We start from the raw sequence: 17,303 nt of genomic DNA on the forward strand, positions 1-17,303 counted from the left end.
TTTTTCTATGGCTTCCTATCGTTTTACAAAACTGAAAGTAACTGCCGGTTACACATTGCTGTTGGCGATTCTTCTTTTCTCCCTGGTGTTTGTACACCATGAGATGGAAACTTTGTCGGCGGCCGACGACCAACAGAATTTACGGACAGACAGCTTGTTGTTCCTGCTCCATGAGAAAGACCAGAATACGCTTCAGATGTTGCGGGTGTTGAGTGAAGCGAATGACAGCCTGTTGTCTGCTTCGGAGATTGAGGAGATTATCTCCGAACAGGATTCTGTGATTGTCCAACAGCGTGTCCAGCACCGGGTTATCACCAAACGCGACTCTTTGCTGACTGTTCCCAAGAAGAAGAGCTTTTTCAAAAGGCTGGCGGAGGTGTTTGTCCCTTCCAAGCAGGATACTGCCGTATTGCTTAACACTTCGCTGGAGGTTGCTACGGACACTATTCTGGAACCGATGGCTTCCAAGGATTCTCTCCAGCAGAAAATCCGGATGGCTACCGAGGAGAAACGTTTGCAGAGGCGGAAGACGATTCGCCGTACCAGCACGAAATACCAGCGGATGAACACTCAGTTGACGGCGCGGATGGACAGTCTGATAAAACAGTATGAGGAGAACATGAGCCTGCGCGCCCGCCAGGATGAGAGGTTGCAGCAGGAGTTGAGGATGCGTTCGGCGCGAACCATTGCTGCGGTGGCTATCGGTGCGGTCTTGTTGTCTGTTTTTTTCCTTACCCTGATTATACGTGACATCTCCCGCAGCAATCGTTACCGCCGGCAGTTGGAGGAGGCGAACAAGCGGGCGGAGGATTTGCTGGTTGCCCGTGAAAAGCTGATGCTTGCCATTACGCATGATTTCAAGGCGCCGTTGGGTTCCATCATGGGATATGTCGAACTGCTCTCCCGGCTGACGGAAGACGAGCGGCAGCGTTTTTATCTGGATAATATGAAGAGCTCTTCGGAGCATTTGCTGAAACTGGTGAGCGACTTGCTCGATTTTCACCGGCTCGACTTGAATAAGGCGGAGGTGAATCGGGTCACTTTTAATCCTTCCCAGCTTTTTGACGAAATCTTTGTCAGTTTCAAGCCGCTGACTGCCGCGAAGGGACTGGCTCTGGAATGCCGTGTCGCTCCCGAACTGAACGGACGGTACATCAGCGACCCTTTGCGGCTTCGCCAGATTGTGAATAACTTGTTGTCCAATGCTGTGAAATTTACCGGGAAGGGGGGAATTACGCTGACAGCGGGTTATGATGCTTCTAAATTGACGGTTGCCGTTGCCGACACCGGAAAAGGAATGGCTCCGGAAGATTGCGAGCGTATTTTTCAGGAGTTTACCCGCTTGTCCGGCGCTCAAGGGGAAGAGGGGTTCGGATTGGGGCTGTCTATCGTGAAAAAGCTGGTTACCTTGCTTGAAGGGACGATTGACGTCCGGAGCCGGTTGGGAGAGGGAAGTTGTTTTACTGTGGTGCTTCCTCTTTATCCGGTGGGCAAACCGGCGGAAGAAAACAAGACTCCGGAAAACAGGAAGGAGGAACCTGCGGAAGCGGATGCCGTTTTTCCTGCAAAGGCGATACGGGTGCTTTTAATCGATGACGACAAGATACAACTGAGCCTGACTGCCGCCATGCTGAAACAGCACGGGATTGAGGCTGTTTGTTGCGAGCAATTGGAGGAGCTGGTAGAACAGTTGCGCGTTTCTGTTTTTGATGTGTTGCTGACGGATATACAGATGCCTGCCATTAACGGTTTTGATTTGGTGAAGTTGTTGCGCGCTTCTAATATTCCGCAAGCAAAGACGATTCCGGTTATCGCCGTGACTGCCCGTAGCGAGATGGACAAGTCCGCTTTGTCCGAACACGGTTTTGCCGGCTGCCTGCATAAGCCTTTTACGGTGAAGGAGTTGTTGGAGGCTGTGAACGAAGGGGGAGCGCCTGCCGGAGATTGGCCTGCGGAGGAGGAACATGCGTCATTGGATTTCTCGGCATTGACGGCTTTTTCCGAAAATGACCGTGAAGCGGCGTATTCCATTGTCCGGACTTTCGTGGAAGAGACCGGAAAGAATGCGGAACGGATGCGCCGGGCATTGGACGGCAAGGAGGCGGACGGGATAGCAGCGATGGCTCATAAGCTTCTCCCGCTTTTTACCCTGATAGGGGCGTCGGACGCTGTTGCCCCGTTAAAATTGCTGGAGGCTTGCCGCGGAAAGGAATTCTCGGAAGAAATAGGGGAGGCGGCGCATACGGTTCTGGAGATTGTCCGGAGGGTTATCGATGAGGCGGAGATTTATAAAGAGACGGTACTGGGCGGTAAATGACGGTTTTCCGGCATGCTTATGCCGGATTTTCGTCAGTGCATTTTACCGGTAACTTTTATCTTTCTTTCTACTGGCCAAACCTTTTTTCAAAATAAATTGTTTACTTTGTGTCATTATATTATACACTGGCACATTTTACATGAAACGAAAATGGATACGATGGGTAAGCCGGATACTGCTTACTCCTATATTGCTCTTTGTAATACTGATGGTATTGCTTTATGTTCCTCCCGTCCAGAATCTTTTGCGCCGGGAAGCGGCGGCTTATGCCTCCAAGGTAACCGGAATGCAGATTCAAGTGGAACGGATAGACCTTCGTTTTCCCCTCAATTTGTTGGTGCGGGGGGTGGAGGTCATTCAGCAGCCGGACACCTTATTGTCTTTAGAGAGCCTGAATGTGCGTGTACAGGCGTGGCCGCTGTTCAAGGGCAAGGTGGAAGTGGATGAGGTGACATTGAGCCGGGTGGCGGTCAATTCCGCCGGTTTGATAGAGGGGATGGAGATAAAAGGCGTATTGGGACGGTTCTTTTTGCAGAGCCACGGAGTGGACTTATCCGATGAAACGGCCGTTATCAACCGGGTGGATTTATCCGATACCCATGTGCAGATGTGGATGAATGATACTGCGGCTGCTCCGGAAGATACGACTGCTTCCGCTCCTGTGAACTGGAAAATAGACCTTCATAAGCTGAACCTGGAGAATGTATCGTTCAGCCTGAGGCTTCCTGCCGACTCCATGCGGATGGCGGCTCATATCGGAGAGGCTTCCGTCAGCGATGCGGAAGCGGATTTGAAGAACCAGTCTTACAGCCTGAGGCAGTTCTTGTTATCGGGAGGGTCTGCCAATTACGATACCGGAGCGGCCGCGCCTGCCGAAGGTTTCGACGCTTCCCACATTGCGGCGCGCGATATCCGTATCGGGCTGGATTCTTTGTTATACAAGGGCAGGGATATGAATGCCGTCATTCGTGAGCTTGCCATGAACGAGCGTTCCGGGTTGAGTATCGCCTCGTTGACGGGCAGGGCGTTTTCCAATGACTCGATTATTCGCATTCCCGCTTTGAAGTTGCGGACCCCTCATTCGGAAATCGATTTGTCCGCCCATACTTATTGGGAACTTGTCAACATACCGACAACGGGGCGTTTATCCGCCAGCCTTGACGCTTATATCGGGAAAGAGGATGTCATGCTGTTTGCGGGAGGATTGCCGGAAAGTTTTAAAGAGGCCTATCCTTTCCGTCCGCTTGTGGTCCGTGCCGGTACGGACGGGAACTTGAAGCAGATGCAGATTTCCCGTTTTACCGCCGATTTGCCGGGGGCTTTCTCGCTGCATGCAGGCGGTGTCCTCGAGAATCTGGCCGATAGCCTGGCCCGTTCGGGAACAATCGGCATGGATATGACGACTTTAAACCTGAATTTTCTGACTGCATTGTCGGGGGAGGCTCCCGATGGTACTGTCCTGATTCCCGACAGCATGGACTTGACGGCGCGGATTGACCTGAAAGGGCCTGAATACAAGGCGAATCTCCGTCTGAAACAGGGGCAGGGTACGATGGGGGTAAATGCCGAACTGAATACTTCGACCGAAGTTTATGCGGCCGACTTGAAAATAAATGACCTTCAACTTCATAATTTCCTTCCGAAAGATTCTCTGTATGAGCTTTCCCTGTCGGCGGACGCCAAAGGGCGGGGATTGGATATCATGTCCCGGAAATCTTCGGGCAAGCTGAATCTTTCGTTAGACCGGCTTCGTTATGCCCGCTACCGTCTTTCCGACATTCATCTGACAGGCGAACTTAAAGGGGCGCTGGCAACGGCGCGGCTGACGAGTGACAATGTTTTGCTGAAGATGGCGGCTGATGCCGAATATGATTTGGCGAGCAGTTATCCGGACGGAAAAGCGGCTGTGGACGTCGAGCAGCTCAACTTGCACGAACTGGGACTTATGTCGCAGCCGATGAAATATCCCCTTGCTTTCAATCTTACGGCGGAAGCCCGCCGGAACCGGGTGTTTACCCATCTCACCTCCGGGGATATGAAGTTGGATTTGAGTGCGCGTTCCGGCGTTTATCCTTTGATTGAACAGTCGGTCCGTTTTGCGGATGTGCTGATGAGGCAATTGGACGAAAAAGCGCTGAATCATGCCGAATTGCGTAAAGCATTGCCGACGGCGGTTTTGTCTTTCTCGGCGGGAAAAGAGAATCCGCTGGCTTATTATCTGGCTACGCGGAACATTTCTTATCATGACGCTTCCATGAAATTCGGCACGGCTCCCGATTGGGGAATCAACGGGAAGGCGGCGGTTCATGCCTTGAAGATGGATACTTTGCAGTTGGACACGGTCTTTTTCGCTGTCAAGCAGGATACCACTTTTATGAAATTGCACGGAGGCGTTATCAACGGCCCGAAGAATCCGCAGTTCTCTTTTAACACTTCGCTGACGGGGGAGATTCGCGACCGGGATGCGGAATTGCTGGTGGAATATAAGAATGGGAAAGGCGAAACGGGAGTATTGCTGGGCGTGAACGCCCGTCCTTTGTTTGAAGGGCATGGAAAAGGGAACGGAGTGGCCTTCACCCTGATTCCGGAAGAGCCGGTTATCGCATTCCAGAAGTTTCATTTTAACGAACACCATAACTGGATTTACCTGCATAGGAATATGCGTGTGTATGCCAATGTCGATATGTGGGATAAGGAGGGTATGGGATTCAGGGTTCATTCCGTGCAGGGGGATACCGTTTCCTTACAGAATATTGATGTGGAGATACGAAGGATTCGTCTGCAGGAGATGATGAGCGTACTGCCTTATTTCCCTGAGATTACCGGCCTGTTCTCGATGGAGGCGCATTATATCCAGACGGAGAAAGACCTCCAGCTTTCGGCGGAGGCGTCTGTCGACGAGCTGACTTATGAAGGCCAGCGTATCGGCGATATTACTTTAGGTGCTACCTGGCTGCCCGGAGAGCAGGGCAGGCAATATCTGAACGCTTATCTGAACCATGAGCGGCAGGAGGTGTTGATGGCAGACGGCAAGCTGATGGCTACCCGGACGGGGAAGGACAGCCTGGAGATTCATACGGAGCTGGAGCATTTCCCGCTCAGTGTGGCTAATGTGTTTGTCCCCGACCGGATGGTTGCGTTATCCGGTGATTTGGACGGCAGCCTTCGTATTACGGGCAGCACTGAGCAGCCTTTGGTAAACGGCGAGTTGTTGCTGGACAGCGTTACTGTCCTTTCCCGGCAGTACGGCGCTGATTTCAGGCTGGACAATCGGCCGGTACGGATAGAGGATAACCGCCTGACATTTGATAAATTCGCTATTTTTACTACGGGAAAGAATCCGTTTACGATTGACGGTTATGTCGATTTCCGGGATATGTCCCGGCCGATGGCGAATCTGAATATGCTGGCGGAAAACTATACGTTGCTGGATGCGAAACGTACGCGGGAAAGCTTGGTTTACGGAAAAGTGTTCGCCGATTTCCGGGCAACAGTCAAAGGGCCTCTGGACGGATTGACGATGCGCGGGAATATGAGCTTGCTGGGGAACACGGACGTTTCGTATATATTGACCGATTCGCCGTTGACCGTGCAGGACCGTCTGGGAAGCCTGGTGGCTTTTACTTCTTTTAGCGACACTGCTACGGTGGTCCGGCAGGAAGTGCCGACTGTTTCTTTGGGAGGGTTGGATATGGTGATGATGGTGCATATCGACCCGTCTGTCCGCCTGAAAGTGGATTTGGATGCAAGTAATGATAACCGGGTCGAGCTGGAAGGCGGAGGCGACCTTTCGATGAAATATACTCCGCAAGGTGACTTGACTTTGACCGGACGCTATACGCTGACGGGCGGGTTGATGAAATATGCCTTGCCTGTAATTGCGGTTAAGGAGTTTGCCATAGATAACGGCAGTTATGTGGAGTGGACGGGTAATCCGATGGACCCGACTCTGAATTTCAAAGCGACCGACCGTATCCGCGCTTCCGTATCCGAAGGGGAGGACGGAGGGACGCGGACGGTCAACTTCGATGTCTCTATTGTTGTCAAAAACCGGCTGGACGACCTTTCGTTCGCTTTTGACGTTTCAGCTCCTGAGGATGCGACCATCCAGAATGAACTCACGGCAATGGGGGCGGAAGAGAGGGGAAAACAGGCCCTTTACATCATGGTGATGAAGACTTATCTCGGAACCGGTCCCATTGGCGGCGGCAGCGGCGGGCTCGGCATGTTGAATATGGGGGCTGCCTTGAATTCCGTATTGAGCAGCCAGATAAATTCTCTGATGGGGAATTTGAAGAATGCAAGCGTTTCCGTCGGTATCGAGGACCATGATTTGTCAGACACGGGCGGGAAACGCACGGATTACAGTTTCCGTTATTCGCAGCGTCTCTTCAATAACCGTTTTCAGATTGTAATCGGGGGCAAGGTGTCTACAGGGGAGAATGTGACGAACAATGCCGAATCCTTCATTGACAATATTTCTCTGGAATATCGTTTGGACAGGACCGGTACTCGTTATGTACGCCTGTTTTACGATAAGAATTACGAGAGTGTGCTCGAAGGGGAAATCACAGAGACGGGAGTCGGTATTGTGCTTCGTAAAAAACTTGATAAACTCAGCGAACTGTTTATCTTTAAGAGAAAGGATTGAGAATGAAGGATATGCATATTAATATATTGGCGGCTTGCCTGGTAGGTTTGGCTGTATTTTCGGCATGTTCGGTGACGAAGCATTTGCCTGAAGGGGAGGTGCTTTATACCGGGGGGAAGACTGTCGTCTTGAATAAATCGGCAACGCCGGTGGGAGTAACGGCTTTGACGGAGGTGGAGGCTGCCCTTGACAAGACGCCCAGTACGAAGATGTTGGGCGGTTTCTTGCCTGTTCCTTTCAAGATGTGGATGTACAATGATTTCGTGAAATATAAGAAAGGGTTCGGCAGGTGGATGTTTAACCGTTTTGCGGCGAATCCTCCGGTCTTTATTTCTACGGTCAATCCCGAAGTACGGGTGAAGGTGGCTACCAACCTGCTTCATGACTACGGTTATTTTAACGGAGAAGTGACTTACGAAACGGCGGTTGACAGGAAGGACAGCCTGAAAGCGGGGATTGTGTACACGGTGGATATGAAGAATCCTTATTTTATCGATACGGTTTATTACCAGCGGTTCAATCCCCAGACTTTGCGGATAATGGAGCGTGGGAGGCGCATGTCTTACATCACTCCCGGCGAGCAGTTCAATGTAGTGGACTTGGACGAGGAGCGTACCCGCATCAGCGCTTTGTTGCGTAATTTGGGATATTTTTATTTCCGCCCCGATTATATGACTTACCAGGCGGATACGACGCTGGTTCCCGGGGGACATGTCAGCCTTCGCCTGATTCCTGTGCCGGGATTGCCTGCCGCGGCGCAGCGTCCTTATTATGTGGGGGATGCTTCCGTCTATTTGTTCGGGAAGAACGGGGAGGCTCCCGACGACAGTATCGTTTACCAGAATCTGAACATCCATTATTATAAAAAGTTACAGATTCGTCCGAACATGCTGTATCGCTGGATGAATTACCAGAAGTTTGTGCGGAATGCTGAAATGAGGGCTTCCAACCGTACCCGGCTTTACAGCCAGTATCGTCAGGAGCAAATACAGGAGAAGCTTAGCCAGTTGGGTATTTTCAGTTATCTCGATTTGCAATATTCTCCCCGTGATACGACGGCTGTCTGCGACACGCTTGATGTGACGATGCAGGCTACTTTCGCCAAACCGCTGGATGCGGAGCTGGAGCTGAATGTGGTAACGAAGAGTAATGACCAGACGGGGCCGGGGGCTTCGTTCGGCGTTACCAGAAACAATGTGTTCGGAGGCGGGGAGAGCTGGAATGTGAAACTGAAAGGTTCTTACGAATGGCAGACCGGAGGGGGGGAGAAAAGTTCTCTGATGAACAGTTGGGAAATGGGGATATCCACTTCTCTTACTTTTCCGAGGGTGGTATTTCCTTATCTGGGAAAAAGGGAATTTGACTTTCCGGCTACGACTACGTTCCGTTTGTATATCGACCAGTTGAACCGGGCGAAGTACTATAAGCTTTTGTCTTTCGGAGGAAATGCGACATACGATTTCCAGCCTACACGTACGAGCAGGCACAGTATCACTCCTTTCCGGCTGACGTTTAATGTGTTGCAGCATCAGTCGGATGAGTTCAGGGAGATTGCCGATGCCAATCCTGCATTGTATATCAGTTTGAAAAATCAGTTTATTCCTGCTATGGAATATACGTACACGTATGACAATGCGTCGGTCCGCCGGATAAAGAATCCGATTTGGTGGCAATCGACGGTCACCTCTGCCGGTAACCTGACTTCTGTGGTTTATCGCGCGTTCGGACAGCCGTTCCGTGAAGAGAACAAGCGTTTGCTGGGGGTACCTTTTGCGCAGTTTGTGAAGCTGAATACGGAATTCCGCCATCTTTGGAACATTGATAAGAATAATAAGATTGCTTCCCGCGTGGCATTGGGGGCTCTTTTTTCTTACGGGAATGCGACAATCGCCCCGTATAGCGAACAGTTCTATGTGGGGGGAGCGAACAGCATCCGGGCATTTACCGTGCGTAGCATAGGTCCGGGAGGATATCATCCGTCCGAAAGCCGTTATTCTTATCTCGACCAGACTGGGACTTTCCGTTTTGAAGCGAATCTGGAATATCGTTTCCGTATCTTTAAGAGTATTTGGGGGGCGACCTTTCTTGATGCGGGAAATGTATGGCTGATGCGAAAGGATGAGGAACGGCCGGATTCGCAGCTCCGTTTGAAAACTTTCCCGAAGCAGATTGCGCTGGGGACGGGACTGGGGATTCGCTATGACATGGATATTCTGGTGTTCCGTCTCGATTTCGGCGTGCCTTTGCATTTGCCTTATGATACGGACAGAAACGGATATTATAATGTCACCGGGGCCTTCATGAAGAATCTGGGAATACATTTTGCCATCGGTTATCCTTTCTGATGAATGGATTTTGTACGATTTTGGTAAATAATGATTGATAATTGTCCTGTCCGATTCAACTATTTTTGTAATTTTGCAACGAAATCTGATGCCGTTGACATCACTAACCTTTTAATATTACACTATTTATGAAACCAACTTTATTCTTACTGGCAGCCGGTATGGGCAGCCGTTACGGTGGCTTGAAACAATTGGACGGACTGGGTCCTAATGGCGAAACTATTATGGATTACTCTATTTATGACGCTATCAATGCCGGATTCGGCAAGCTCGTGTTTGTAATCCGCAAGGACTTTGAACAGGATTTCCGTGATAAGATTATTTCCAAATACGAGGGGCACATTCCCTGTGAACTGGTATTCCAGGCGTTGGATGCGCTTCCCGAAGGTTTCACTTGCCCGGCGGACCGTACGAAACCCTGGGGAACTAACCATGCGGTGATGATGGGTGCTGACGTGATTAAGGAACCGTTTGCCGTAATCAACTGCGATGATTTCTACGGTCGCGATTCTTTCCAGGTGATGGGGAAATTCCTTTCTTCTCTTCCCGAAAACTCTAAGAATGTTTATTCGATGGTAGGTTTCCGTGTGGGAAATACGTTGAGTGAAAGCGGTACGGTATCCCGCGGTATCTGCAGCACGGATGCCAACGGTTTGTTGACTTCCGTCGTGGAACGTACTAAGATTCAGCGGATGGACGGGGAAGTGAAATATGTCGATGACAACGGCGAATGGGTGGCTACTCCCGATACGACTCCGGTAAGTATGAATTTCTGGGGTTTCACTCCCGATTATTTCGCTTATAGCCAGGAGTTTTTCAAAACGTTCCTGAGCGACCCGAAAAATATGGAAAATTTGAAGAGCGAGTTCTTTATCCCGCTGATGGTGGATAAACTGATTAATGACGGAACGGCGACAGTGGAGGTTTTGGATACTACGAGCAAGTGGTTCGGAGTTACTTATCCGGAAGACCGCCAGAGTGTGGTGGATAAGATTCAGGCGTTGGTTGATGCCGGAGAATATCCTGCCAAGCTGTTTTAAGCATTGAAGATAATACGGAGGAGGGCTGTCTCGACCTAAAGGGGAGACAGCCCTTTTTGCGGTCTGTGGTTATGACATTATAAGCCCCTTGTCTGGTCCTTCGTTTGGTTATGAATCGAGGTTCCGGACAAGGGGATTTATTTCAAGGGAGAATTCCGGCTGGCCGGATTTCTTGTTTTTTTATCCTTATCTCAAAATCAGCTTTGGATATCGGGGATCTTGCCGTTTTGTCTCTTTTTCTTTTTCAGCCATAGGTAATAACCGCTTAGGGGCAGTATGCCGCCGACGAAAGCCGAGAGGAAATAGAGTATTTTGGTGGTTGTCCCTCCCCACGAACCGGTATGGAAGGCGTAGAACCATCCTTTCATCTTCTGTGCCTTGGGGACGTCTTTGTAGAGTGTGATTTCTTTTATTTTCCCGCTTCTTGCATCGAAAGAGACTATATCGTTCTGGCGCATGTTTCCGCCTGTATTCACTTGGGCGTTTTTGATTCCCAACTGGATAGAAGCGCATTTCGGGTATTGGTTCCGTATCTCCGCCGTTACATTGTCCCATACGGCATAGTCGAATGTTTTTTCCCGTTTTCCTTCGGGTTTCTTGCCGCTCTTGTCTCCCTGTTGCGGGGGCATCGGGGGACGTGAGGCGGATACGCCGAACAGGCCGTATGCTGCCGTGCGGTACCATTGGAACGACCAGGTGAGTCCTGTCAATGCCATTACCAGCAGGAACAGGGTGACGTAGATACCTAGTGAGACGTGGCTGTCGTACCAGAAGCGTAACCAGCCTTTGGTGCATGATACGGTGAGACGGTTTTTCAGAGCTTTCCGGTTGCGCGGAACCCATATCACCACACCGCTGACCAGAATGATTACCATCAGCAGCGTGGAAATTCCCACAATGAATTTACCTGCTGTTTTATCGCCTTTTTGGGGAGGGACGTCCATCAGCCAACGGTGCAGTTTGCGCATGGTCTGGAAAAAGGAATAACTTTGCGTCCATCCGTTCACCTCGCCTGTGTACGGGTTGACGCTTAGCGAACGCTTTCCGGCTCCTTTGAATCCTGCCATGCAGACTCCGTCCGGTTCACCCGGTAGTTGCAGGGAGGTCAGTTCCAATGAATCCGGTACTTGCCGGCGGATGTGCATCACCAGTTCCGAAGGTTTCAGCGGAACTGCTCCTTCGGTATATTCGGTTTTGTATAACTGAGGATTGAGGCTTTCGGTAATATCCCGTTCGAAAACAAGAGCTGCCCCCGTGAGGCAGATGATTGTGATAATCAACCCGACGGGGACAGAGAGCCATAAATGTATTTTTTTGAATACTTTCATTCTGTGCAAAGTTTGTTATTTCTGTTTCAGCAGGCCTACACCTAAAATAGATTCGGTATCTACTTCTGTGCCGCGTGTAGCTTGTCCGTTTTTGTTGATGGTGTAAAGTGCCGGCAGTTGAGTGTCTTTTGTTTCTATTTCGAAAGTAATCGTGTTTTTTTCAATGTCTACGGCATAAGCGAGCGGTATGTCGTTGATGTTGTCCGGGGCGGGCAGTCCGGTCACTTCGGTATATGTTTTGGTTTTCACGTCGAATATGCCGAACTTTTTGTGTGACCCTTCTGTTATGCCCGCTCCTCCGGTATTGGTGAAGAGCTGTAGGCAGAATTTGTTGTCACCGATGTAGAAGGTTTTCCATAGGTAGTGGCCGCCGGTTTCCTGGGTCAGGTTTACGTAATAATCGTCATCGATGGCTACCGGTTGGCCGTTTTCGATATTTTCGCCGCTAATGCGCAATACGGCGGAAGGTACTTCCGGTTCGGACTTCCCGGAGTTTTTAATTGTACCTTGGCAGAACAGGTAGATTTCGTCACCTACTACTTCGATGCCGCTTTCGGTACGTGATCTGCTATTTCCTTTAATCTGTCCGGCTTCTTCTTCCGGATGGTCTTCACTTTTACGGACAATCGCATCTTGGAACTTCAGGTACTCTTTGTCCGGGTCGTTCGGGTCGAATTTATATACGCCGATGTAGAGGTTGTTTGCCAAATCTGTGCTGTAAGAGGCCTTGGCGCGTGTTTTAGGATCCGGTTCCTGATGTTTGGTGCAGTATGCGAGCAATACGTAATCGCCATATTGGGCGATATCACCCACCCCCCATGTCTCACCATCCATCAGGCTGGCGGGTTTCGCGTCATAATCCTCACAGTTGATTTTTCCGTCTACGACTGCTGTTTCAAAATTATCCAGGTTGATGAATTTTACACGTTCGTAGTGTCCGTTACCGGTTTGGTCGGACATGCCAATCAGGTAGTTCTTGAAGATACCGCGTGCTTTGACATCTCCGTCTAATGTGACTCCGTTGCCGTGCTGGGTCAGTTTGCCGTCAACCAGTTTCCATGCTTTTGTAATGTAGTCGGAAGGAGAGCCTCCTTGGGAGGGATAATTCATCCCGATTAAAAGATCATTGTTGTAGTTCACGAAGTCGGGATTGTTTCCGCTGAAGAATATACGGCCTTCAGGGTTTGTCGGGTCTATTATTCCCGTGGTCGGCGTACCGGTTTGTTGCAGGTATGCGCCGTTGTTTTCTCCCGAACTGCTTATGATGACGTATTGTTCAGAGGGGTCGCCAGTTATGGTCGTACCCGTTCCTTTGTCGGAATCGTCGTCACTGCATGCGGTAAAAGCGCATGCGCATAAAGCTAAGCTGAAAAATTTGAATTTTGCTTTCATGTTTCTCGTTTTTTTGTTTATTTGTTTACTGAATTTATTATCGGGATAATTGTATTGGCTTTATTTACTGAAATTATAGCTGAATTTTACGGCAAATGCGCGTCCCGGTTTCTGCATCTTGAAATTGTCGTACAGGCGCGCGTCGAAGATGTTCGTGCATTCCGCCGATACGGTAAATTCCGATTTCTTTCCGAAATTGTAGCTCACGAATAAATCATGGGATAATTGTGTGGGCACGTTCAGTTCCTCGTTGTTGTAGCTGTTCCATTCGTAACTGAAATCATGGACGTAGCTCATCATATAGTGGATGTCCAGCAGGGAGCCTTTCATGAAAAGGTCACGGAACATCACGCCTGCTTCACCATTGCCGTACATGTACGGAATGGCGGGGATACGTTCTTTATAGTTCTTGCTTTCGCGTTGTGTGTCGGACACGTATTTGGTCATGCTTCTCATGTCTATGTAGCTGAAATTGCCTCCTATGAAGAAGCGTTCTTTGAAGGTGTAACGTATGCCGAAATCTCCTCCGAAGTTACGTACTCCGCCATCGTTTTTCGAAGTGGCGCGTCCGTTGTCATTGTTTGTGCTGCGGCGGATGTAATCGTCGATTTCCCGATACTGGAAAGCGGCGTCTACTGTCAGGTGATGGTCGGCTATATCTATCGGCCGTGCCGTGACACTGAGGTTGATGTTGTTGCTCGATTCCGGTTTCAGACTGGAGTTTCCCCGTTCTATGTCATCTCCCGAACCGAACAGTTCTCTGCTTGTGGGCAGGCGGAGGGCATATTCATACGAGAATCTTAATTGGACATGTTGTCCCCAGAAGTAGGTTGTTGCCAGTCCTCCTCCCCAGAACTGGGAGGTGTTGCTGTAGTTCCGATAGTTGCTTCCTCCTTCGGGGTCGAGATAGGCTTCAAGGTGGTTGATGTAGTTTTTGACAAATACGGAGGTGTTCCATTTGTTTTTGTAATCGTATTTGTAGCTCAGTCCCGTAACGGCTTTCAGGCTTTCCTGCGGACGGTCGTATTCGGCCTTGTATTCCGTTTCATCTTTGCCTGAGCGTGAGAATGAGGTGAATGTCGTGCTTAGCGATACCGAATGTCCGTCGGCGGGGAAGAGTGCCATGCGGAAGTTGGCGGCTCCGTTATTGTCGCGGTAGCGGTATTTGGTATATGAGAGCTCGCCCGGAGCGCTTTTGGGTTTACTGCGTTCGCCCAGCCAGTTATAGTTGCAACTGGCAGTATCTGCAGCGTACGATTTACCGAAGTTGTAATTACCGTTCAGTGCGACGTGAAGCCCTTTCAATACTTTGAATTTTTTCTCGTAGGTCAGTTGGGGCATCAATGTGTTGGCTGTGGTGTAACGTGCACCGTACACCCAGTTCATATTGGAAGCATTCTGTGTTTGTTTGTATTCGTATCCGCCGGTGAAGCCCAATAACAGGCGGTCGGCATAAGGCTTGTCTACCACGCCTATTTTCAGGATGGCGGCTTCGTTGTGGTATTTGGCGTGGAAACGGCGTACTTTCAGGTCTTCATATACTACGCTGTTGCCTGCGTCGCTGAATTTGGTATAGTGGTCGATGTCTACCTTATAGTCATTGTCCGAATAATTTTGATAGGCGTTCAGCGAGACGTAAAATCCTTTTTTTGAGGTCCATTCCGCATAGACATTGCTTTTATGTGTGTTGAACGACCCGAATGAATAGGAAGCGTTCACCCGCGTACGGCGGCTGTTGTCCGTAACGATATTGATGGCTCCTCCCAACGCATCTCCTCCCAGTTCAATAGGGACTACTCCTTTATAGACTTCCACTCGCTTGGCAAGTCCGGCAGGGATATTATTCAACCCGAAAGCCGAACTCATGCCGTCCATCGGTACTCCGTCAATGAATATTTTTACATGCCTTCCTGAAAAACCGTTCAGGGTTACGCTGGCTTCCGAACCGACGCCTCCTGTGGAACGTATCTTCACACCGTTAATTTTGTCAATGACACTCGATAAGTCCATTGTCGTATTTTTCAGTTTGGCTGTTTCCATCAACGATACGTTGTATGCCAGGCGTTGTATTTTTTCGGCCGGACTCAAACCTTTGACGACGACTTCGTTCAGTGTCATGGCGTCTTCTGCCAGTTCGAAGTGAAAATAATGGTTTTCTTCGGCTGTGAATGTTTTCTCGACCGGTTTGTAACCCATATAGCCTGCGGTTATACGGAATTTGCCTCCTTTTCCTTTTATTTTCAGTTTGAATTCTCCTTTTTCATCCGTTATTCCGCCTGCTGCCAGTTCGTTGTTTTCAACAGAACGTATTTCTACGGTCGCATAGCTCAGCGGGGCATGTGTGGCGATGTCCGTAACTTTTCCTTTGATAAATCTTGTCGATTGGGCATGAACGCTTGCGGCCCACATGAAGAAGAAAATTAATGTAGTAAAAAGAACTACTCTTGTTCCTGTTTTATTCATTTTAACTTTTGATAATCTGCTTTTAAATTTTGGCGCAAAATTAATTGAAGGATAGCAGTGGGGCAATCCCAAGTTTTTGGTATATGAAATGTACGGATAAATTGTTCGTTATCTCGCAATCCCAATTTGTAGGTATAGTTTTGCCGGAGGCAGAATGGAGATTCGCGTATAACAGGGGAAGGGAAAGATTCGTATGAAAATCCGACCGGCGGAACCGTGCCGGTGAGGAGATGGGAGTGTATCAAAACTAAGATAAACATCCGGAACAGTTATAGAAACTGACTGATGAACATAAAAATAACCGTATCATTACTCTGAATGAAGTGCCCCCCAAAAGTTTTGTGTCTAACTTTTGGGGGGCACTTCAGAATAGAGTTGATGCGGTCTTTTTATTGCCGATGAAGAGTGTCAGGTTTCAGATGAAGAGCGCCAGGTTTCAGATGAAAAATTCATTTCCTCTAAATTTGGATTTTGGCACTCCCCGTGGAAATCCGGTTTTTATATCATTCTGTTTTTGAAAGCTTATCCCGGTAAAGTATTGTTTAATAACGGTAATTGGTTCAGCATATTCCTGATGCGGATTGCAGTACGGGGCATCGGTTCTGCAACCGTCAGGCCTACTATTTCTTTTTCTTGGGCAATATCGTTTATTACGCGGACTACTTCGTCTATTTTCATTCCGCCGGGTACTACTCCTACGGCGGCGATGATTTCGTCAGGGTCGAGTACGTCCATGTCGAAATGCACAACGACTTTGGAAGCGCCGCACGATTGTAACCATTCTTTTAGGGCATCGCTGTTGATTGCCACATCTTCGGGAGAGAGGTGTTTGATTCCGTATTGTTTTTGGCGTGCTTTGATTTCGTCACGTTCCCAGTCGCGTAGTCCGACAAGCAGAATTCTGGACGGGGCAATTGTTGCGGGTAATTCTGAGATGATTTTCCGGTCTCCCAGTCCCATGCAGGCGGTAACAGCCATGGCGTGGTAGGCTTGGTAGGTGTCGCCGGGCAGGGTTATGTCGGGATGTGCGTCAATCCAAATCATGGCAATGTCGTCTTTGTATCTGTTTGCAAGATAGGTGAACGGAACGACACTTACGGAACATTCTCCTCCGAGTACGACTATTTTATCTGGTTTTTCGATGTTCAGTATATCCAGGGCTGCTTTAGTCTGGCTTATAATTATGTCCCGGTCAAGGACTCCGTCTATAACTTTGCGTTCCGTAATATCGGTTGTTACGGGGACGGTAAATACCTGTTGCCCATTGTCTGGAGCGAGGAAATTCAGCAGTTGGGCGCCTAAATAATAGCCTCGCGCGGCATCTTCCCGACTTTTCACTTCAGGTATCCACCTGACGATGTCGGCACCCTGCCATTGCGGATAAATTAAACGGATTGTTTTCATGTTCTGATTATTAATTGTTGATATGTTTCTTTTTCTTTTAATCATAAGTCGTATTTACTGCCGGGGCTGTTTCCCTGCAAAGGGGTTGTTTCTTAATTGCGGCCGTTTTACGGTCTGTTTTACAAATATATGATTTTATAGATAAGCCGTGCAAGTTCCGGCGGATTATTTTATGATGTGCGGTACGGGATTGGTTTTTCATAAAAACGGATGGGAAAATGCTTGTCTGTTTGGCGGGTTTTTGTGTAATTTCTATTCTTGAAAGCGGTTAAATCCATTCGGATACGTTATCTTTGCAGTCCAAAATCTTATAAGAGGAGTTCTATAAATTAAAATATTGTAGTACAGTTGTTTATATGGTTC

At 49.0% G+C, this 17,303-nt stretch carries 8 protein-coding genes; 4 read left to right on the forward strand and 4 right to left on the reverse strand.

Going from position 1 to position 17,303, the window contains the following annotated elements; translation table 11 throughout:
* Positions 1-7: 7 nt before the first annotated feature.
* The 4 genes from Q5076_RS14030 to Q5076_RS14045 all read left to right on the forward strand — a co-directional run bounded on the left by Q5076_RS14030 (position 8) and on the right by Q5076_RS14045 (position 10,353).
* The gene (locus Q5076_RS14030) at positions 8-2,317 is read left to right on the forward strand and encodes an ATP-binding protein (protein WP_303014222.1); all 2,310 of its coding nucleotides are present in this window, start codon (positions 8-10) and stop codon (positions 2,315-2,317) included.
* A 139-nt stretch (positions 2,318-2,456) separates the two neighbouring features.
* Positions 2,457-6,968, forward strand: a complete 4,512-nt coding sequence (locus Q5076_RS14035; protein ID WP_303014223.1) for a translocation/assembly module TamB domain-containing protein — start codon at positions 2,457-2,459, stop codon at positions 6,966-6,968.
* A gap of 2 nt (positions 6,969-6,970) precedes the next feature.
* Complete coding sequence (locus Q5076_RS14040; RefSeq protein ID WP_303014224.1) at positions 6,971-9,313, forward strand: BamA/TamA family outer membrane protein; 2,343 nt, start codon at positions 6,971-6,973, stop codon at positions 9,311-9,313.
* Between the two features lie 128 nt (positions 9,314-9,441).
* Positions 9,442-10,353 carry a nucleotidyltransferase gene (locus tag Q5076_RS14045; RefSeq protein WP_303014225.1) on the forward strand — a complete coding sequence of 304 codons (912 nt, stop codon included), beginning with the start codon at positions 9,442-9,444 and terminating at the stop codon, positions 10,351-10,353.
* A 197-nt stretch (positions 10,354-10,550) separates the two neighbouring features.
* On the opposite strand, the gene Q5076_RS14050 is transcribed toward Q5076_RS14045, so the two are convergent.
* From Q5076_RS14050 to Q5076_RS14065, 4 genes are all read right to left on the reverse strand, one after another.
* A complete protein-coding gene (locus Q5076_RS14050) occupies positions 10,551-11,681 on the reverse strand; it encodes a PepSY domain-containing protein (protein ID WP_303014226.1) in 1,131 nt (376 codons plus the stop codon).
* 15 nt (positions 11,682-11,696) lie between these two features.
* Positions 11,697-13,073: a DUF4374 domain-containing protein gene (locus Q5076_RS14055; protein WP_303014227.1), complete on the reverse strand. Its 1,377-nt coding sequence runs from the start codon at positions 13,071-13,073 to the stop codon at positions 11,697-11,699.
* Positions 13,074-13,133: 60 nt separating this feature from the next.
* Positions 13,134-15,536 (reverse strand): TonB-dependent receptor, encoded by a 2,403-nt coding sequence (locus Q5076_RS14060; RefSeq protein ID WP_303014228.1) that lies wholly within the window; start codon positions 15,534-15,536, stop codon positions 13,134-13,136.
* A gap of 522 nt (positions 15,537-16,058) precedes the next feature.
* On the reverse strand, positions 16,059-16,985 hold the full coding sequence (locus Q5076_RS14065; RefSeq protein WP_303014229.1) for an arginase family protein: 927 nt from the start codon (positions 16,983-16,985) through the stop codon (positions 16,059-16,061).
* Between the last annotated feature and the right edge of the window lie 318 nt (positions 16,986-17,303).

Source organism: uncultured Bacteroides sp., from assembly GCF_958445495.1.
Taxonomy (GTDB): Bacteria; Bacteroidota; Bacteroidia; order Bacteroidales; family Bacteroidaceae; genus Bacteroides.